Below are 19,422 nucleotides of genomic sequence, written 5' to 3'. Positions count from 1 at the left end.
GGATCGCCAGATCTGCGGTCAGCGCAGGACGGCCAGCGCCGCGCCGTACCCCTCCGGGACGACCACGTCGCGCACCGTCCACGACCCCAGGCTGCGGCTCGACGCGTCGTCGGTGCCGAGGTAGTCCAGGTGGGGGTCGCGGCCCAGCCCGATGCCGATGCCCTTGAGGTAGGCCTCGGTCCGCGACCATGCCCGGGTGAACCGGACCGTGGCGCGACCGCCGTCGAGGGTGCCCTGTGCGGCCGCCTCGATCTCCTCGGACTCACGCGGGTGCAGCAGCTTCGCGAGCGCGACCGGGTCGTCGGGATGCCGCTCGACGTCGACGCCGACCGCCACGTCGGCCACCGCCACGAGCACCTGGCCCGGCGTGTGGCTCAGCGAGAACTCCACCCCGGCGCCCTCGGCGCGCGGCCGGCCGTGCGGTTCGCCGCACCCGGGACAGGGGTGCCGGCCCCACACCACCTTCTCCGGCGGGGTGTCGGTCGCCGCACCCACGACCAGCCGGGCCGCGGCGTGGGCGATCTCGTAGGCACGCCGCAGCTCCGCGCGGACGTACGACGACGCCTGCTGCCGCTCGCTCTCATCGAGCCAGTCGCGGGCGACCTCGAGCTCCGCGTCGCCGACGGTGGCCGTCGGGACGCGCCAGATCCCGGGTCCGCCCTCGGGGCGGAGCACCGAGGTGTTGAGGAAGGAGTCGAGGACGGCCGGAGTCACCGGCTCCGCCTCGCGGTCCGGAACCGCCTGCGCCACGTCGCGAGTCATCGCTCCCGAGGCTAACAAGCCGCCCGTCAGGGTGTGTCGCCCCGGTCACGTTCGGCCGCCCGGCGGGCCTTGCCGATCGCGTCCTCGACCACCGAGTTGAGCCGCGACCCGTTCGGCCAGCCGTCGTAGTGGCAGGCCAGGATGACCAGCTCGCGCAGCGCCTCGGCGTCGAGCTCGCCGTTGGCGAGGGCTGCGGGGACCTGGATGCCGAGGACGTCGTTCGCGCGCTGTCCGACGAGCAGGCCGATGAGGAACAGCCGCCGGTCGCGGTCGCTGAGCCCCGGCCGCTGCCAGATGTCGCCGAACAGGTGGTCGGCGGTGTAGCGGAAGAAGTCACCCTCGCCGTCGGCCATGTCGAAGCCGTAGACCTGCTCCATCTTGCGCAGGCCCGTGGCTCGCAACTCCGGCAGGTCGTCGAACTTGTCGGCGGGCGCCGTCACCGCAGGACCTCCCGGAGGTCGACGACGACACCGCCGTGGTCGCCGATGACGATCTCGGCCACCGGCTCGCGATCGTCGAGGTGGGCCTCGGTCTCCCACGCACCGTCGACGTTGAGGAGAGCGTCGATGGTGCGCAGGTCGGGGTCGACGATCCAGTACCGCTCGACACCGCCCTCGGCGTACTCCATCGGCTTGCGGATCGTGTCCTCGGCGCGGGTGCTCGGCGAGAGCACCTCCGCGACGAGCAGCGGCATGACGGTCCGGAAGGTCTCGTCGGTGCGGCTCTCGGCCATCATCACGTCGGGGCCGCGCAGCCGGTTGCGGGGCAGCCAGAGGCCGCCTTCAGTCCCGATGTCCAGGTCCGGGAAGGCGCGGCCGAGCAGCATGATGAGACGCGCGGCCGCCGACGCATGCCGCGCAGCGGTCGGCGGCATCACCAGCACCTCGCCGTCGACCCACTCGGTGCGCGGCCACTCGGGGAGTCGCTCGTACTCCTCCCAGGACATCCGCAGCCGCTGCACGGTGTCGACCGGCACTTCGAGCATGGGCGCTCCTGACAGGCGTGGGGACACATCGACCTTCCTCTCATTGTGACCCCCGTCCAGGGTCGAGGAAAGCGTCACCGATCTCTCCGCTCGCCGCTCGCGTCCTCCACAGGCAGGCCGAGGCCGGGCCCGAGACGCTCGATCGCCAGCTCCGCCAGCGGTACGTCGACCCCGAGCTCGTCCGCGAGGGCGACCGCGAAGCCCAGGTCCTTCTCCCCCAGCGTCCGGACGTGGTCGAAGACTCCGTGCCAGAAGTCGTCCGGTGCGATCGGGTCCGTCGTGGGGCGGTGCATGATCGCGCCCGGGCCGCCGGTGACCGTGTCGGTGTGCCGGACGACGTCGCCGAGCGCGATCAGGTCGAGACCGGCGGCCTCGGCGAGCCGCTGGGCCTCGGTGACGGCGGTGAAGGCGACGAAGTGGATCAGGTTGCGGGCCAGCTTCATCCGGGTGCCGGCTCCGACCGGGCCGGCGTGGACCACCTTGCTGCCCATCGCCTCGAGCGCGGGCCGGGCGGTCGCGAACGCATCCTCGGCACCGCCGACCATGATCGCCAGGCTGCCGTCCGCCGCACCCATCGGTCCTCCGCTGACCGGCGCGTCGAGCACCGGGTGCCCGGCGGCCGCCAGCTCGCCCGGGGTCGTGGGGCCGACCGTCGAGTGGATCACCAGCACCGTCGCCGGCGACAGCTCGGCCGCGACCGAGCGGACCTGGTCGTCGTCGCGCACCATCACACACACGACGTCGGCGTCCAGCTCCCCCACCGAGCCGACGGCACGCGCCCCGGCGGCGGCCAGCTCGGCGACGGGCGCCGGCGCGACGTCGTACACCTGGAGGTCGATCCCCTCCGCCGCCGCCAGCCGGAGTGCCATCGGCTTGCCGATGTTGCCGAGGCCCACGAATCCCACCCTGAGCGCGCGGGTCATAGCCGGAAGGTCTGGCCGCCGTCGACCGCCAGGATCTGGCCGGTCACCCACGACGCGTCGTCGGACAGCAGGTAGAGCAGCGCGCCGACCATGTCGTCGACCGAGCCCATCCGCTTGATGGCGAGGGAGTTGCGCACGATGTCCTTGGCGGCGTCGCCGGCCTGGGTGCGGGTGGCCTCGGTGTCGGTGGGGCCGGGCGCGATGGCATTGACCCGGATCCGCTGGCCGCCGAGCTCGTGGGCGAGCTGCTGGGTGAGGCTGTTGACGCCCGCCTTCGCGAGGCCGTAGAAGCCGGAGTAGAGGTACGCCGCCGTCGAGCTCTGGTTGACGATCGCTCCCCCGCCGCGCTTGGCGATCTCCGGGTAGACCGCGCGCGTCATCACCAGCGCGCCGTCGAGGTTCACCGCCATGAACCTCTTGTAGTAGTCCCACTCGACGCTGATCAGCAGGTTGAACTCCATCGCCCCGTAGATCGCGGCGTTGTTGACGAGGTGGTCGATGCCGCCCAGCTCCTCGACCGTCCTTGCGACGAGCGCGTCGGCCGACTCGGCCGAGGAGACGTCACAGGGCACGAAGATCGCGCGACCGCCGTCGGCCTCGATGGACGCGGCGACCTTCGCACCGGCCTCCTCGTTGAGATCGGCGACGACGACCGCGGCGCCCTCCTTCGCCAGCGCCCGCGCGTAGGCCTCGCCGATGCCCTGCGCCGCGCCGGTCACGACGACGACCTTGTTCTCGAACCGCATCCTCACTCCAGTCACTCTGGTGCGCATGAATCCCCGGCTGACCGGGGATTCATGCACTTGTTGGGGGTTGCAACGGCCGACAAGTACCGGAATCCCCGGTCGACCGGGGATTCATGCAGCGCCCTCACGCCGGCTCCGCGATCGTCTTGGTCTCCAGGTACTCCTCGAACCCGGCGACGCCCATCTCCCGGCCGATGCCGGACTGCTTGTAGCCGCCGAACGGCGCATCCGGGCTGAACCAGACCCCGCCGTTGACGGCGAGGGTGCCGGTCCGGATCCGCGCCGCCACCGCCTTGGCCCGCTCCAGCGAGCCGGAGTCGACGGAACCCGAGAGCCCGTACGCCGAGTCGTTGGCGATCCGCACCGCGTCGTCGTCGCCGTCGTGGGCGATCACCACGAGCACCGGGCCGAAGATCTCCTCCTGCGCCAGCCGCGAGGAGTTGTCCAGGCCGGCCACGACGGTGGGCTGCACCCAGTAGCCGGGCCGGTCGATGACCGAGCCGCCGGTCGCGAAGGTGCCGCCCTCGGCGCGCGCCACGTCGAAGTACGCCGCCACCCGGTCCCGCTGCGTGGCCGAGATGACCGGTCCGCAGATCGCGCCCGGGTCACGCGGATCGCGAGCACCGATCGACTCCATGGTCTGCGCGGCCACGGCGACCGCCTCGTCGTACCGGTCGCGCGGGACGATCAGCCGGGTCGTGATGGCGCAGCCCTGCCCGGCGTGGATGCACGCGGCGAAGGCGGTCGCACCCGCGACGGCGGCGACGTCCGCGTCGTCGAGGGCGATCGCGGCGGACTTGCCGCCGAGCTCGAGGAAGACCTTCTTCAGCGTCGGCGCGGCCGCCGCCATGATCGCCCTGCCGACGGCGGTCGAGCCGGTGAAGGACACCATGTCGACGCGTGGGTCGGTGGACAGCAGGGAGGCGACCTCGTTGGACCGGGGCGTCACGACGTTGAAGACGCCCGGCGGGATGTCGGTGTGCTCGGCGACCAGGCGGCCCAGCTCGGCGGCCACCCACGGGGTGTCGGGCGCGGGCTTGAGGACCACGGTGCAGCCCGCGGCCAGCGCCGGACCGACCTTGGCGAGGTTGATCTGGGTCGGCACGTTCCACGGCGTGATCGCCGCGACCACGCCGACCGGCTCCCGGCGCACGGTACGACGCGAGCGGATCCCCATCGGTGAGGCGATCCCCAGGTCCGTCTCGAACTCGTAGGCCTCGACCAGGTCGGTGACCCAGGCCAGGCCGTCGACGGGGACGTCGAAGCCGGCGGCGCCCATCATGAAGCCGGGCATGCCGACCTCGGCCGTGGTCAGCGCGCGGAAGGCGTCGGCGTTCTCCAGCAGCGCCGCATGCAGCTGGCGCAGGCAGCGGACCCGCAGCTCCCGGTCGGTCGACCAGTCACCCCGGTCGAAGGCGCGCCGGGCGGCGGCGATCGCGGCGTCGACGTCGGCCGGCGTGCCATCCGGAGCGACACCGATCTCCTCGCCGGTCGCGGGATCGAGGATCGGGTACGTCGCCCCGTCGGCCGCGGCGACCAGCTTGCCGTCGATCAGCTGCTGGGCGGCGGGAGGCAGCGCGCTCACGACGTCGGCTCCGGGGCGGATGCCTGGGTGACGTAGCGCCCCGCCTCGACCGGCGGCGGCCACACCGTCGAGGGCAGGTCCTTCAGGCGGTAGTGCCCGGGCACGTCGTGGCCGGTGACGGACATCCGCCTGAGCAGCGTGTCGGGCGCCTTGCCGGCCTCGACGATCGACAGGAAGGTGTGCGCCGTGGACGGCAGGTCGAACCAGTCGCGCTGCCAGGCGATCTTGACCTGGCCGGCGTCGGCGCCGGAGGTCTGCCGCTCGACGCCGAACCACGAGCCGCCGATCCCGAGGATCTCGTACTCCGCGCCGGTGTCGTCGAGGATGCCGGAGCGCTGCTTCCAGAAGCCGACGATCATCGACTTCTGCTCGTCGATCATCGTGCAGACGTAGTCGTAGTGCCAGCCGTCCAGGCCGTCCATCTCGATGCCGATCGCCCAGTCCCGGATCTGGTCGCGGCCGACGGCCATGAAGTGCTCGTCGGGGTGGTACATCCAGCCGTAGGTCGCGTCCTCGGCGAACCACTCGGCCATCACCCGCCAGTCGCCGCTCTCCTCGGCACGGCGGTTGACGTCGAGCCAGGTCTCCCAGAACTCCTCGATCTCGGCCCGGGTCAGCGGTGCGGTCGGGTCAGTCATCAGTCCTCCTCGATGGACAGGGCGAAGGCGGGGCAGTACTTCACGGCGGCGGCGACGTCGGGGCGCCGCTCCTCGGCCGGGTGCTCGTGGAGCACGACGACCACGTCGGCGTCGGCGTCGAACCCGAAGACGTCGGGGGCCTCGCCCTGGCAGAGCTGGTGCCCCTGGCACAGGCCGGTGTCGGCGACGACCCTCATGACGCCTCCCCGGCCCGGCGGCGGTAGCGCACGCGCGCGGGCTGGGCCAGCTGGATGACCATCTTCGTGAAGTCGTCGCGGTACGAGTCAAGCGGCTGCACCGGCTCGAAGGTGAAGTCGCGCAGGATCACCGAGAAGATCGCCTTCAGCTGCATCATGGCGAAGGCGTTGCCGACGCACCGGTGCTTGCCGGCACCGAACGGGATCCAGGTCCAGCGGTTCTGCAGGTCCTCCTGGCGCGGGTCGACATACCGGCCGGGGTCGAACTCGTCGGCCTTCGGGAAGTCCTCCTCGATCCGGTTGGACACCCGCGGCGAGGCGGCGAGCACGGTGCCGGCCGGGATGGTGCGGCCGAGCAGGTCGAAGTCCTCCTGCACGAGCCGCATCAGGATGACCAGCGGCGGGTGCAGCCGGAGGGTCTCCTTGAGCGCCGCCTCCAGCACGGGGATCGACCGCAGCGCCTGGAAGGACACCTCCGGCGCTGCGCCGTGGGAGTCCGGGGCATAGAGCCCGTCGAGCTCGGCGACGACCGACTCCATCACGTCGGGGTGACGGAGCAGCTCGATCATCGCCCAGGAGGCCGTGCCCGACGACGTGTGGTGACCGGCGAACATCATCGAGATGAAGATGCCGGTGACCATCTCGGCGTCGTACCCGACGGCGACGAGGACGTCGAGCAGATCCCTGTCCTGCTTGGGGATCCCACCCTCGATCGACTCGGCCCGGGCGACTCGGGCGGCGATGATCGCCTGCACCTTCGCGACCAGCTCCTCGCGGGCCTGGTCGCGGATCCGGAAGCTCTCGATGTCGGCGTAGGGGTCGACGTACGCGATGGCGTCGGTGCCGTGCTCGAGGCGGTGGTAGATCTCGGCGAACGACCCGTCGAGCTGGTCGCGGAACGGCTTGCCGATCAGGCAGGACGAGGTCGTGTAGATGGTGAGCTCGGCGAAGAAGTCGAGCAGGTCGATCTCGCCCTCGTCGCCCCAGTCGGCCACCATCCGCCGGATCTCGGCCTCGATCGTCCGCGCGTGCCCGCGCATCATCTCGCCCCGCAGCGCCTGGTTCTTCAGCATCTGCTGGCGTTCCTCGGGCGAGGCGTCGAAGACCACGCCCCTGCCGAAGATCGGCGTCATGAACGGGTACGCCGCCGCCTGGTCGAGCACGTCCTCGGGCGCCCGGAAGAACGCCTCGTTGGCCTCGGCGCCGGTGACGAGCACGACCTGTTTGTCGGCGAGGCGGAACCGGCCGACGTCGCCGCACTCCTCGCGGACCCGGTGGAAGAGGGCGATCGGGTCGACCCGCATCTCGGGCAGGTGGCCGGTGCCCTTGATGATCGCGGGCACCTCGGCGCCCTGGTCGTCGATGGCGGTCGAGACCTCGGGGACGTCGGCGAGCGTCACGGCCGGCCCTCCTTCGCGATAGGGGCTTCGGGGTTCACGTCGACCGGGCTGAGGTGCACGCCACGGGGCGCGCTGACGACCGTCGTGATGGCGTCGGCGATGGCAGTCGCCTTGAGGAAGTGGGGGTGCCGGGCGTGGCCCCACTTGACCCACTCGGTGAGGACCTTCGCACCGGCATCGGCGTCCCAGTCGGAGCCCATCTCCGACCAGGTCGGGCCGGGTCGCACGACCGAAGCCCGCACGCCGGAGCCCTCGAGTTCCATCTGCAGCGCCTCGACCAGCCCCTCCAGGCCGGACTTCGTGGCGCTGTAGCCGCGCATGAAAGGGCGTGCCCGCAGGGCGGTGTCGGAGGAGACGAAGACGAGATCGCCGCGCTGCCGCTCCGCCATGCCGGTCCCGAAGGCGCGCACGAGCCGGTGCGCGCCGAGCACGTTGACGTCGAACTCCGCGGCGAGCTGCTCCGTGGTCGCGTCGAGGATCGCGCCGGGCGCGAGCAGGCCGGCGTTGCTGACCACGACCTCGATGTCGCCGAGCGCCGCGGCCGCGGCCGCGGCGAACTTCTCGACCGAATCGGTGGAGGCCACGTCGAGCGGGTGCACGAAGGCCTCACCCCCGGCGTGGCGGATCCCGTCGGCCAGCTCCTCGAGGCGATCGACGCGACGAGCGCCCAGCGCGACCGGGAAGCCCGCTGCGGCAAGGGACTTCGCCGTCTCGGCGCCGATCCCCGACGAGGCTCCGGCGACGACGGCGGGCCGGCGGTCGGGGTGGACGGGCTTGCGCGACGCGGCCATCAGGCCCCCCTCGTCGTGAACGTGACCGGCAGTGACGCGAAGCCCCGCACGCTGGTGGAGTGCACCCGGACCGCGCGGTCGGCGTGGACCTCGAAGCCGGCGACCCGGCGGACCAGCTCCTCGAGCACCACCCGCGCCTCGAGCCGGGCCAGGTTGGCGCCCAGGCAGAAGTGCCGTCCGGTGCCGAAGCTGAGGATCCGCGAGAGCTCGGCCCGGTCTCGGTGGACGTCGAAGACCGTCGGGTCCGTGAACACGCGCTCGTCGCGGTTGGCGCTGCCCAGCAGCACCAGCGCCTTCGCGCCCGCGGGGATGCGGACGCCACCGACCTCGACCTCCTCGACGACATAGCGCGCGAGCATCTGGCTCGACGTGTCGTGGCGCAGCGTCTCCTCGATCCACGCCGGCACCAGGGCGGGATCGGCGAGCACCTGCGCCCGCTGCTCGGGGTGGGCCGAGAGGTGGAAGAGCGCGTTGCCCAGGAGCTTGGTGGTGGTCTCGTTGCCCGCCACGACCATGAGGAACAGGAAGGCCATGATCTCGCCGTCGGTGAGCCGATCGCCGTCCACCTCGGTCGCGACCAGCGCCGAGGTGAGGTCGTCGGTCGACGTCCGTCGGCGCTGCCTCACCATCGCGCCGTAGTAGTCGAAGAGCGCGAAGGACGCCTCCATGCCGGCCTGCGGGACGTCGCGGACGCCGTCCTCGCGGTGCACGACGAGGTCCGCGAGGCGGCGTACCTCGTCGCGGTCGGACTCCGGCACGCCCATCATCTCGGAGATGACGTCCATCGGGAGCAGGCCGGCGAAGTCGGCGATCCAGTCGGCCTCGCCGTGCTCGGCGTTCGCGTGGAAGGTGCGCTCCAGGTAGCGCTCGGTGAGCGCCTGCACCTCGGGCGTCAGCTCGCGGACCCGGCGCGGGGTGAACGCCGCCGACACCAGCTTGCGGATCCGCGACTGCTCCGCACCGTCGAGGCCGAGGAAGCTCATCACCCGGTGGGCCTCGGGGTTCCACGCCGACGCGTCGAGCGAGACACCCATCCGGTTGGAGAAGACGGCGTCGTCGCGCAGCACGTCGAAGACGTCCTGGTGGCGGGAGACGACCCAGATGTCGTCGGCGGGCGCGTGGAAGACCGGCGCCTCGTCGCGCAGCCGCCGGTACGTCGGGTAGGGGTCCTCGTGGAAGGCGTAGTCGTAGGGGTCGAAGACCAGCTCCCCGCCGGTGGTCGAGTCCGTCGAGACCGTCATCAGTTGCCTCGCAGGATCACGTCGACGGCGGCGACCAGCCGCTCGGCGATCTCGTCGTAGGTCATCAGGCCCATGCCGGCCTGGAGCAGGGCACCGGAGAAGGTGAGCACCAGGACCTCCAGCACGCCGGGGTCCGCGGGCCGCCCGGGCTCGGCGAGGGCGGTCTCGAAGCGGGCCAGGAACGCCGCCCCGATCTTGAGCCGCAGCCGGGCGACATCAGGGTCGGTGCCGAGCAGTGCGGGGGTCACCGCCGCGGCCAGCTCGGGCTCCTCGACGATCCGCGCCGTGAGGGCCCGCATGGTCGCCTGCAGCCGCTCGACCGGCGTACCCGCGGCGGTCTGGACGGCCTCGGCCGCGGTGAGGTGGCGCCAGAACAGCTCGGCGAAGAGGTGGTTCTTGGAGGCGAGATAGGTGTACGCCGTCGCCGGCGAGACTCCCGCCCGCTGCGCGACCGTGCGGACCGTCAGCGACTCGTGGCCGACCGCCCGCAGCTCCTCGAGACCCGCGACGAGCAGCCTCTCCACCGTCTCGGCCTGCCGGGGGTTCAACCCCTGGCGCGGCGTCTCGAACACCTGACTGGACACCTGTCCAACATAGGAGACGTTCCTGGTCCGCGCAAGACATTTCTTAGAACTCGTTCTAGTTTTGGCGTATGCGCAACGGGATCGTCCTCTTCACCTCCGACCGCGGCATCACGCCGGCCCGCCTGGCCCAGGCGGCCGAGGAGCGGGGCTTCGACACCATCTACGTGCCGGAGCACACCCACATCCCGGTCCGCCGGGACGCCCTCCACCCCACCGGCGGCGAGGAGCTGCCCGACGACCGCTACCTGCGCACGCTCGACCCCTGGGTCTCGCTCGCCACCTGCGCCGCCGTCACCACCCGGATCGGCCTGTCCACCGCGGTCGCGCTGCCGGTGGAGTCCGACCCGATCACGCTCGCCAAGACCCTGGCCACCCTCGACCACCTCTCCGGCGGGCGGGTCACCGTCGGCGCGGGATTCGGCTGGAACACCGACGAGCTCACCGACCACCACGTCCCGGCCGCGAAGCGCCGCACCGTGCTGGCGGAGTACCTCGGCGCGATGCGGGCGCTGTGGACGCAGGAGGAGGCGTCGTACGACGGCGAGTTCGTCTCGTTCGGCCCGAGCTGGGCCTACCCGAAGCCCCCACAGGGCCGGATCCCCGTGATCATCGGTGCCGGAGCCGGCCCGAAGACGATGAAGTGGATCGCCACCCACGCCGACGGCTGGATGACCACGCCGACCTCGACCGGCGTCGCCGCGAGTGCCGAGCTGCTGCGCAAGGAGTGGGCCGAGGCCGGACGCGAGGGCGAGCCGGACGTGCGGGTGCTGGTCGCGAAGCGCCCCGCCGAGGAGGACTTCGCCGACTGGATGGCCGCCGGCGCCTCCGAGCTGATCTGGGGCGTCCCTGACTCCGACGAGGACAAGGTGCTGGCCTACCTCGACAAGATGGCGGCCCGGCTGGGGCTCTCGTGAACGTCGTACCGGACATTCCTGCTCCGAATTCGGATGAATCGCGACAGAATCGTCCGGTACGACGCAGCCGGTACGCCGACCTGAGCCGCGCCGAGCTCGCGGTGCTGGTCCCCGAGCTGCTGCTCGTGGGCCAGCTGATCGACCGCTCCGGGATGGCCTGGTGCATCTCCGCCTTCGGACGCGAGGAGATGCTGCGGATCGCGATCGAGGAGTGGGCCGCAGCCAGCCCGATCTACACGCGCCGGATGCAGCAGGCGCTGGGCTACGCGCCCGACGTACCCGGCCGGGGCGACGTCGTCACGATCTTCAAGGGGCTGCAGCTCGACATCGGCGCTCCCCCGCAGTTCATGGACTTCCGCTACACCGTGCACGATCCGTGGCACGGCGAGTTCCGGCTCGACCACTGCGGCGCGCTGATGGACGTCGAGCCGATGGGCGAGGACTACGTACGCGGCATGTGCCACGACATCGAGGACCCGACCTTCGACGCGACCGCGCTCGCGACGAACCCGCACGCCCAGGTGCGCCCGATCCACCGGCCGCCGCGGCTCCCCGACCACCAGGGTCCGCACTGCGCCTGGACGGTGCGGATCGACGACTCCCACCCGGCGCCGGAGCCCGTCCCGGCGCTCGCGGTCAACCAGCGGTCCCGGGCCGCGACCCTCGAGCTCGCCCCGGTCGACCCCACCGACGAGGGCCTCGCCGACTACGCCGGGCCGCTCCTGTCCGACCTCGACTTCACCGCCTTCTCCCACTCCGCCCTGGTCCGCATCGCCGACGAGGTCTGCCTCCAGATGCACCTGCTCGACCGCGCGTTCGCGCTCGCCGTCGCCGAGCGCACCGAGACCGACGGCGAGCTGGAGCGGATCCGGCGCAAGCAGCTCGTCGGCGTGGCCGGCATCGGCGCCGAGCGCCTCGCCCGCGCCCTGGGCCTGGATCGCGAGCCCGACCCGGTGGCGGCGGCCACGCGGCTGCTCGCCGTGCACCCGCTGCTCAACCCCGCGGCGTACGTCGACGCGTCGGTCGCCGACGGCACGCTGGTCGTGCACCTCTCCCCCGCCCACGAGGACCGGGCCTGGATCGCCCTGTGCGGGCCCGCCTGGACCGCGGCCCTGCAGGCCGTGGTCCGCGCCCTCGACCCCCACCTCGACGTCGAGGTCGCCCCGCTCCCGGACGAGGACGGGTGGCGGGCGCGCGTCGTACGCAACGACCAGCCGGCCCCCGAGGCCGACGAGGTCGCCGTCACCCGGTTCAGCACCGGCGCGTCCTTCGCCTTCCAACCGCGGCGCTCGATCCCGATCACTCCGATAACCAGCGCCGAGCGCTGAGGGAAGTCTCGGTTCATTCTCGGTGAACGGCCGGTGACGCCCCGCCTGAGCGCGCCAAAAGGGTCACCAAGAGTTAGCTCGGCGCTGCTAGCTTCCGGCCGTCTCGCAGTTCCCCGGACACCCCTGTGCGCCGGGGACTGCGTGCTGTCTCGGGAGTCGTACCGCAGCCCCATGCCCGCACGCCGTCGCCCCGCGACGGCTTCGAGAGGACCTCCATGACCTCCTCAGACCGACAGCCCCGCTCCCGCTGGCGCGCGCCCAAGCGGCCCGCCATCGTGGTCGGCGGCCTCGCCCTCGCGATCGCCGCCGGCGCCGGCATCGTGTACGCCGCCGGGGGACTCGCCCCGCCGGCGGTCGACCCGAAGACCGTGCACGCACCGCTCGTCGTACCCGACCGGATCGTGCTGACCCCCACCCAGGAGCCGAGCACGTCGCAGAGCGTCTCGTGGCGCACCTCCGCCGCGGTCACCGCCCCGCAGGTCGAACTCACCCTCGCCGGTACGGGAGTCGCGAAGAAGACCAGCACCGTCGCCGCCACCTCGACGACCTTCACCGCCGACCTCGGCTACGACGTGGGCCACCACTCGGCGACGCTGACCGGCCTCACTCCCGACACGACCTACCTCTACCGGGTCGGCGACGGCACGACGTGGAGCGAGTGGCTGGAGTTCGAGACCGCCGCCGCCGAGGACGAGCCGTTCTCGTTCATCATGCAGGGCGACGCGCAGAACGACATCAAGTCCTATGTGTCGCGGACCTTCCGCGCGGCCTACGAGGCCCGGCCGTACGCGAAGGCGGTCCTGCACGCGGGCGACCTGATCGACACCGACGACTCAGATGCCGAGTGGGGCGAGTGGTTCGGCGCCGCGGGCTGGTCCAACGGCTCGATGAACGTGATCGCGGCCGCCGGCAACCACGAGTACTACCCGGGTCCCGAGCTCGCCGAGCACTGGGGCGCGCAGTTCGAGTACCCGCGCAACGGGCCGACGGCCACCGACCGGATCACCCAGCTGTACGCCGAGAACGTCTACTACACCGACTACCAGGGCGTGCGCTTCATCGCGCTCAACAGCAACTTCCCCGGGGACCCGGAGGCCTTCGCGGCGCAGACCGCCTGGCTGGAGTCGGTGCTGGCTGACAACCCCAACGAGTGGACGGTCGTGACCTTCCATCACCCCGTGTTCGCGGTCAGCTCGGGTCGCAACAACGCCGCGATCCGGGACGCCTGGCTGCCGCTCTTCGAGCAGTACGACGTCGACCTGGTCGCCCAGGGCCACGACCACGCCTACGGCCGGGGCAACCTGGTCGCCAACGAGTCGGGGCTGCCGGCCGGCGCGAGCGCCGCCGACAGCCACACCGGCCCGGTCTACCTGATCTCCGTCGCCGGCCCGAAGTACTACGTGCTCGACCCGACCGACGACAACAACTGGACCCAGAACGGCGCGCACCTACGCACCTCCCTGGCCAACACCCAGCTCTACCAGCTCGTCGACGTGAGCGACGGCGAGATGCACGTCGAGAGCTGGAACGTCTCCGGCGAGATGGTGGACGCCTTCACCATCGCCAAGGACACGGACGGCACCAAGCTCGTCACGACCGAGGACACCCCGCGCGCCTCCGGTCCCGGCTCGAAGCGCGACGGCATCGGACGCCCGGACCTGCCCGAGGCCGCCGTACCCAGCGCCGACCCGACCGAGAACCCCACCGAGAACCCCACCACGCCGAACCCGTCGCCGCAGCCGGGCACACCTGCCGCGCCCGCGCCGGCCGTCGCGACGGTGAAGCTCAAGAAGCTGCCCAAGCAGGTCCGGCCCGGCGTCCGGGCCAAGGTGCGGGTCGTCGTCGACGTCCCCGGCGTCGCCACCCCCGGCGCCCCCGTCACGCTGGTGATCGACGGTCGCACGGTCAAGGTCAAGCAGCTGCGCGACGCCGCCGACGGGCGGCTCACGTTCCGCCTGCCCCGACTCGCTGCCGGCAGGCACAAGGTCCGGGTGGTCTATGCCGGAACCACCGCGGTGACCTCCGCGAAGGTCACCAAGACGGTGGTGAGCAAGCGATGAGCGTGCCCACCCCCTCCTCCACCGACAGCACCCTCGTTCCGAGAGGACGACGCATGTTCGAGTCCCTGCGCCGGCGTAGCCGCCGGCCGATCGGCGCCCTGGTGGCGTCGGCCGTGCTGGCCGGCGCCGCCCCGACGCTGGCCGCGGTCGCCGTACCCGGCCTGGCGCCGACCGCCGCGGCCGCCGCGGCGGACCCCGCCGTCACCTATCAGCCCAGCGTGGTCCCGGACCGGATCACGCTCACGCCCACCGACGACCCGAAGACCAGCCAGAACGTCGTGTGGCGTACGTCGACCGCCGTCCGGGAGGCGAAGGCCGAGCTCCGGGTGGCCTCCAGCCTGACCTACCAGAACGACCAGCGGGTCTTCGTCTCCGAGCGAGACACCGAGGTGACGACCGACCTCGGCTACACGGAGACCTTCCACAGCGCTCGGATGACCGGCCTGGAGCCAGGTACGACGTACCAGTACCGGGTCGGCGACGGCACGAACTGGAGTGAGTGGCAGCACTTCACGACCGAGTCGGCCACCGACGACCCGTTCGAGTTCATCTACTTCGGCGACATCCAGAACGGCATCAAGTCGCAGGCCTCGCGGGTCGTCCGCAACGCCTTCCGCGACGCGCCGCAGGCGCGGATGGTGCTGCAGGCCGGCGATCTCGTCGACGACCACGACAGCGACGAGCAGTGGGGCGAGGTCTACGAGGCCACCAGCTACGGCCTGGGCACCAAGCAGTTCATGATGGCCCCGGGCAACCACGAGTACGAGGGCGCCGAGCTGTCGGAGCAGTTCTCGGCCCAGTTCACCTACCCCGACAACGGGCCGTCCGGCACCGGCGCGGCGTACGACATGCTCGACGGCACCGTCTACGCGACCGACTACCAGGGCGTGCGCTTCATCGCGCTCAACAGCAACGCCAGCGCGGCCGAGCCGCTGGCCATCCAGACGGCCTGGCTGGAGGAGCAGCTGAAGGACAACCCCAACCAGTGGACGGTGGTCTTCTTCCACCACCCGGTCTTCTCCCTCGACGAGGGCCGCAACAACCGCGCGGTGCGGGAGGCCTGGCTGCCCGTCTTCGAGGAGTACGGCGTCGACCTGGTCCTGCAGGGCCACGACCACGGCTACGGCCGCGGCAACACCGACGCCGCGGAGCAGCACCTGCCGAAGAGCTGGGACGCCGACCTGTCGTACGACGGCCCGGTCTATGTCGTCTCCAATGTCGGCGAGAAGCAGTACACCCCGGGCCCGCGGGTGTGGGACGCGAACGGCGCGCACCTGCGCCGGATGGGCGGCGGCCTGCAGCTCTACCAGCTCGTGACCGTCGAGGACGGCCGGCTGCGCTACGAGTCGCGCACCGCCGACGGCAAGTACTACGACGGCCTGACCATCGTGAAGAACGAGCACGGCAAGGCGGTCACCGACGACGCCGAGCCGCAGGTGATCGACCCGACCGACCCGGGTCCGTGCCTGGGCTGTGAGAACCCCGAGAACCCCGAGAATCCGGAGAACCCCGGCAACCCGGGCGGGACCTTCGAGTACCGCCACGAGAAGGACCTCCGCTCGGTGGATCCGGCGGCGGTGCGGCTGCCCGCCGGCGTGGCGTTCTCCCAGGAACGCGACACCCTCTTCCTCGGCGACCAGAACGGTCGCAACATCTGGGAGATCGACCCCGCGACCGACGAGGTCGTCAACTCGATGACCCTCCCGGAGAACATCCGCGACCTCGGCATCGACGACACCAACCAACTGCTCTACGTCGGCCAGCAGAACAAGAACTGGGTCGTCGTCTCCCTCGCCGAAGCCACCTACGGCCAGGTCGTCCGCGGCCCCTACGCCATCAGCGAGTCCAACCGCTCCCTCGACATCGACCCCACCCTCGGCTACGTCTACGCAGCCATCCCCTCCCGCGGAGTCGAGGTCTTCGACGCCACCACCGGAGCCTCCATCGGCACCGTCAACGGCACCGTCGGCGCCTACTACGTCGCCGCCGACCCCGAAGGCGGCAAACTCGCCGTCGCCTACTTCGAAGACACCGACACCATCAAGAACGTCGAGATCTTCAACGCCGCAGGCGGCTTCGCCAAGGTCTGGGACACCACCACCCGACCCAACGCCCGCCAGGTCGACATCGACTCCGAACACGGCCTCGTCTACGTCGGCTTCACCGGCACCGACAACGCCTCCGGCGGCTTCGCCGTCTACGACCTCACCGACGGCGACCTCCTCGTCGACAAGATCGGCAAGGACTACGGCAAGGACGGCTACGGCATCGCCATCGACGAGGAGCTCCAACGCGTCTTCGTCGCCAACCGCGACCACCGCCTCAACCCACCCGGCGACGAACTCACCCCCGTCGCCGTCACCGTCAGCCGCCGCGTCGTACCGGACACCCCGGACTACGGTGTGCTCGGCCAGCTGGAGTCGGTCGATGACGTGACCGCGCAGCTGCCCGCCGGCGTGGCGTTCTCCCAGGAACGCGACACCCTCTTCCTCGGCGACCAGAACAGTCGCAACATCTGGGAGATCGACCCCGCCACCGACGAGGTCCTCCACACGATGACCCTCCCGGAGAACATCCGCGACCTCGGCATCGACGACACCAACCAACTGCTCTACGTCGGCCAGCAGAACAAGAACTGGGTCGTCGTCTCCCTCGCCGAAGCCACCTACGGCCAGGTCGTCCGCGGCCCCTACGCCATCAGCGAGTCCAACCGCTCCCTCGACATCGACCCCACCCTCGGCTACGTCTACGCAGCCATCCCCTCCCGCGGAGTCGAGGTCTTCGACGCCACCACCGGAGCCTCCATCGGCACCGTCAACGGCACCGTCGGCGCCTACTACGTCGCCGCCGACCCCAAGAACGGCAAACTCGCCGTCGCCTACTTCGAAGACACCGACACGATCAAGAACGTCGAGATCTTCGACGCGGCCAACGGCTTCGCCAAGGTCTGGGACACCACCACCCGACCCAACGCCCGCCAGGTCGACATCGACTCCGAACACGGCCTCGTCTACGTCGGCTTCACCGGCACCGACAACGCCTCCGGCGGCTTCGCCGTCTACGACCTCGCCGACGGCGACCTCCTCGTCGACAAGATCGGCAAGCAGTACGGCAAGGACGGCTACGGCATCGCCATCGACGAAGAGCTCCAACGCGTCTTCGTCGCCAACCGCGACCACCGCCTCAACCCACCCGGCGACGAACTCACCCCCGTCGCCGTCACCGTCAGCCAGCGCCTCGTCGACGGCGAGCTGCCCGGTCCGGTGCCCGGCGACGGGACGGGAGGGCCGGTCGACCCGGTCGATCCCGAGCCGGGCGACGGTGACTACGTCGCCACCCCGCTGGCCGTGCTGCCCGACGGTGCCGACACGGAGGTCGACGACAGGCCGGTCGGCTCGGTCGTCGACCCGGCGACCGGGCACCTGTTCGTCGGCAACGAGATGCGGCCGGCGCGGGTGCGAGTCGTCGACCCGGCCACCGACACCACGGTGCGGGTGCTCGCGCTGAGCATCCCGGGTCCGGTCGACGGCGTCCCGGGCGACATCGCCCTGGACGAGGGCGTCCGCGACGTGGCGCTCGACAGCGAGGCCGGCGAGCTCTACGTCGCCCTCGGCGCCCGGTGGGTCGTGGTCGACAGCACCACCGGCGCGCTGAAGCGCGGACCGTTCGGCTTCGACGCCAACGTCCGCGGCATGGACGTCGACCTCGAGCGTGGCCGGGTGTTCGGCGCGACCCGCAACGCGGGCTTCGTCGTGATGGACGCGACGACCGGTGCGATGCTGCAGACCGTGCCGATCGCCGACGCCGCCTGGCGCAGCCACGGGGTCGCCTACGACGCCGTGGACGACCGGCTCTACGTGTCCAACAGCGACAGCGCGGCCGCCACGGTCGGGCTGCGGGTGTTCGACGGCGCGACGTACGCCGAGGTGGCCCAGGCCGCCCGGACGGCGCCGATGTGGCGCTCGGTCGCGGTCGACCCGGAGCTCGGGCGGGTCTACCTGGGCGAGCAGAACGAGAACTTCGACGCCAGTGGCGTCACCGTCCTCGACGCCGGCCACCTCAGCGAGGTGGCCCGGCTGTCCGCGCACAAGTTCGGCAACAAGGTCTACGGCGTCTCCGTGGACCCGGTCCGGCACCGGGTCTATGTCTCGGCCCGCGACCGGTACCCGGCCGGGCTGATCATGCTGACGCTCGAGTAGTCGAGCACGCTGGCACGAGGCCCCCGGTCGGACGACCGGGGGCCTCGTGCCGTTCCGTCACAGCGACGTCGCTGAGAGGATTGCCGTGCTCACCGAGGACCATCCGGTCCTTGAGCCTCCGAGGAGGGCCCGATGACCGCTGCCGACCGACGCGAGATCCACGAGACCGTGCTCCGCTACTGCCGGGCGGTCGACCGTCTCGACTTCGACGGGGTCCGAGCCGTGTACGCCGAGGACGGGGTCGACCACCACACGGGGTTCAGCGGCCCGGCCGACGACTACGTCGCCTGGCTGCGCGGGCTCCTTCCCGCGCTCGACGGCACCATGCACCTGGTCGCCAACCACCTCGCCGAGGTCGACGGCGACCACGCGGTCGCGGAGACCTACGGGACCGCGGTGCACTGGGGCACGCCAGGTGGCGACCCGCGGAAGAACTTCACGTCGGGCTTCCGCTATGTCGACCACTTCGTCCGCACCGACGCCGGTTGGCGGATCCGGGAGCGCTTCGCGGTGCGGGAGTGGACCCGCGACGACAGCGGCCGGATGCTCGCCCCGGAGGGCGACGGCCCCCGCGGGCGGCGCGACCAGCAGGACCCGTTCGCGGTCCTGCGGCGCTCAGTGCTCGGTCACTGAGTCACCTCCGCGGCGGCGCGGGCGATCGCGGCGTCCTGCTCGGCGGTGCCGCCGCTGACGCCGACCGCACCGATCACGACCTCGGCGGCCCGGACCGGCTCGCCCCCGCCCAGGGGGGTGAACCCGGGCACGGTGCCGACGGCGGCGGCGAACGAAGGCTCGGCGCGGCCGCGCTCCTCCCACAGCAGAGTGGGCATCCCCAGCGCCGCGGCGGTGAGCGCCTTGCCCCGGGCAGCGGCGGCGACGAGCCCGGGTACGCCGTCCATCCGGGCGCTCGCGACCGGCTCCCCGGCAGCATCGGTGACCACGACGGCGGCCGCGACCTGGAGGTGCTCCGCCTCGGCCAGGGCGCGCCGGAGCACCGCCGTCGCCTCGGCGAGGGTGATCACCGCTTGCTGCCGGGGCACGCCGACCGCCTCAGCGGCCGCGCTCGGCG

General features: G+C 71.6%; 18 protein-coding genes. 5 read left to right on the top strand and 13 right to left on the bottom strand.

Annotated elements, in window-relative coordinates; translation table 11 throughout:
- Positions 1-18 precede the first annotated feature (18 nt).
- The 12 genes from RB608_RS19705 to RB608_RS19650 all read right to left on the bottom strand — a co-directional run bounded on the left by RB608_RS19705 (position 19) and on the right by RB608_RS19650 (position 9,852).
- The gene (locus RB608_RS19705; protein WP_308089754.1) at positions 19-762 is read right to left on the bottom strand and encodes a 4'-phosphopantetheinyl transferase superfamily protein; all 744 of its coding nucleotides are present in this window, start codon (positions 760-762) and stop codon (positions 19-21) included.
- A gap of 26 nt (positions 763-788) precedes the next feature.
- Positions 789-1,202, bottom strand: coding sequence for a carboxymuconolactone decarboxylase family protein (locus RB608_RS19700; RefSeq protein ID WP_308089753.1), 414 nt, complete (start codon positions 1,200-1,202; stop codon positions 789-791).
- Entirely contained in the window at positions 1,199-1,747 is a 549-nt protein-coding gene (locus RB608_RS19695; protein ID WP_308089752.1) for a Uma2 family endonuclease, read from the bottom strand. The genes RB608_RS19700 and RB608_RS19695 overlap by 4 nt, the downstream gene beginning before the upstream one ends.
- A gap of 74 nt (positions 1,748-1,821) precedes the next feature.
- Positions 1,822-2,670 (bottom strand): NAD(P)-dependent oxidoreductase, encoded by an 849-nt coding sequence (locus RB608_RS19690; RefSeq protein WP_308089751.1) that lies wholly within the window; start codon positions 2,668-2,670, stop codon positions 1,822-1,824.
- Positions 2,667-3,416, bottom strand: a complete 750-nt coding sequence (locus tag RB608_RS19685) for an SDR family oxidoreductase (RefSeq protein ID WP_308089803.1) — start codon at positions 3,414-3,416, stop codon at positions 2,667-2,669. Before RB608_RS19685 ends, RB608_RS19690 begins: the two co-directional genes overlap by 4 nt.
- Before the next feature lie 124 nt (positions 3,417-3,540).
- On the bottom strand, positions 3,541-5,001 hold the full coding sequence (locus tag RB608_RS19680; protein ID WP_308089750.1) for an aldehyde dehydrogenase: 1,461 nt from the start codon (positions 4,999-5,001) through the stop codon (positions 3,541-3,543).
- Positions 4,998-5,639, bottom strand: a complete 642-nt coding sequence (locus tag RB608_RS19675; protein ID WP_308089749.1) for a hypothetical protein — start codon at positions 5,637-5,639, stop codon at positions 4,998-5,000. The genes RB608_RS19680 and RB608_RS19675 overlap by 4 nt, the downstream gene beginning before the upstream one ends.
- A complete protein-coding gene (locus RB608_RS19670; protein ID WP_308089748.1) occupies positions 5,639-5,836 on the bottom strand; it encodes a ferredoxin in 198 nt (65 codons plus the stop codon). The genes RB608_RS19675 and RB608_RS19670 overlap by 1 nt, the downstream gene beginning before the upstream one ends.
- Positions 5,833-7,236: a cytochrome P450 gene (locus tag RB608_RS19665; RefSeq protein ID WP_308089747.1), complete on the bottom strand. Its 1,404-nt coding sequence runs from the start codon at positions 7,234-7,236 to the stop codon at positions 5,833-5,835. Before RB608_RS19665 ends, RB608_RS19670 begins: the two co-directional genes overlap by 4 nt.
- On the bottom strand, positions 7,233-8,027 hold the full coding sequence (locus RB608_RS19660; RefSeq protein WP_308089746.1) for an SDR family oxidoreductase: 795 nt from the start codon (positions 8,025-8,027) through the stop codon (positions 7,233-7,235). Before RB608_RS19660 ends, RB608_RS19665 begins: the two co-directional genes overlap by 4 nt.
- Entirely contained in the window at positions 8,027-9,268 is a 1,242-nt protein-coding gene (locus tag RB608_RS19655; RefSeq protein WP_308089745.1) for a cytochrome P450, read from the bottom strand. The genes RB608_RS19660 and RB608_RS19655 overlap by 1 nt, the downstream gene beginning before the upstream one ends.
- Positions 9,268-9,852 carry a TetR/AcrR family transcriptional regulator gene (locus RB608_RS19650; protein ID WP_308089744.1) on the bottom strand — a complete coding sequence of 195 codons (585 nt, stop codon included), beginning with the start codon at positions 9,850-9,852 and terminating at the stop codon, positions 9,268-9,270. Before RB608_RS19650 ends, RB608_RS19655 begins: the two co-directional genes overlap by 1 nt.
- A 68-nt stretch (positions 9,853-9,920) precedes the next feature.
- Between RB608_RS19650 and RB608_RS19645 the strand changes: the two genes are divergently transcribed.
- The 5 genes from RB608_RS19645 (at position 9,921) to RB608_RS19625 (ending at position 18,986) form a co-directional block, all read left to right on the top strand.
- Positions 9,921-10,766: an LLM class F420-dependent oxidoreductase gene (locus RB608_RS19645; protein ID WP_308089743.1), complete on the top strand. Its 846-nt coding sequence runs from the start codon at positions 9,921-9,923 to the stop codon at positions 10,764-10,766.
- Positions 10,767-10,867: 101 nt separating this feature from the next.
- The gene (locus RB608_RS19640) at positions 10,868-12,094 is read left to right on the top strand and encodes a hypothetical protein (protein ID WP_308089742.1); all 1,227 of its coding nucleotides are present in this window, start codon (positions 10,868-10,870) and stop codon (positions 12,092-12,094) included.
- A 215-nt stretch (positions 12,095-12,309) separates the two neighbouring features.
- A complete protein-coding gene (locus tag RB608_RS19635; RefSeq protein WP_308089741.1) occupies positions 12,310-14,154 on the top strand; it encodes a metallophosphoesterase family protein in 1,845 nt (614 codons plus the stop codon).
- Positions 14,155-14,207: 53 nt separating this feature from the next.
- Entirely contained in the window at positions 14,208-18,353 is a 4,146-nt protein-coding gene (locus tag RB608_RS19630; protein WP_308089740.1) for a fibronectin type III domain-containing protein, read from the top strand.
- A 132-nt stretch (positions 18,354-18,485) separates the two neighbouring features.
- Complete coding sequence (locus RB608_RS19625; RefSeq protein WP_308089739.1) at positions 18,486-18,986, top strand: nuclear transport factor 2 family protein; 501 nt, start codon at positions 18,486-18,488, stop codon at positions 18,984-18,986.
- Here RB608_RS19625 and RB608_RS19620 read toward each other — a convergent pair.
- Positions 18,980-19,393 carry a heme-binding protein gene (locus RB608_RS19620; protein ID WP_308089738.1) on the bottom strand — a complete coding sequence of 138 codons (414 nt, stop codon included), beginning with the start codon at positions 19,391-19,393 and terminating at the stop codon, positions 18,980-18,982. The two genes, RB608_RS19625 and RB608_RS19620, sit on opposite strands and share 7 nt — an antisense overlap.
- Between the last annotated feature and the right edge of the window lie 29 nt (positions 19,394-19,422).

This window comes from Nocardioides sp. LHD-245 (assembly GCF_030929495.1).
GTDB lineage: Bacteria > Actinomycetota > Actinomycetes > Propionibacteriales > Nocardioidaceae > Nocardioides.
This window is presented reverse-complemented; position numbering and strand designations above follow the sequence as displayed.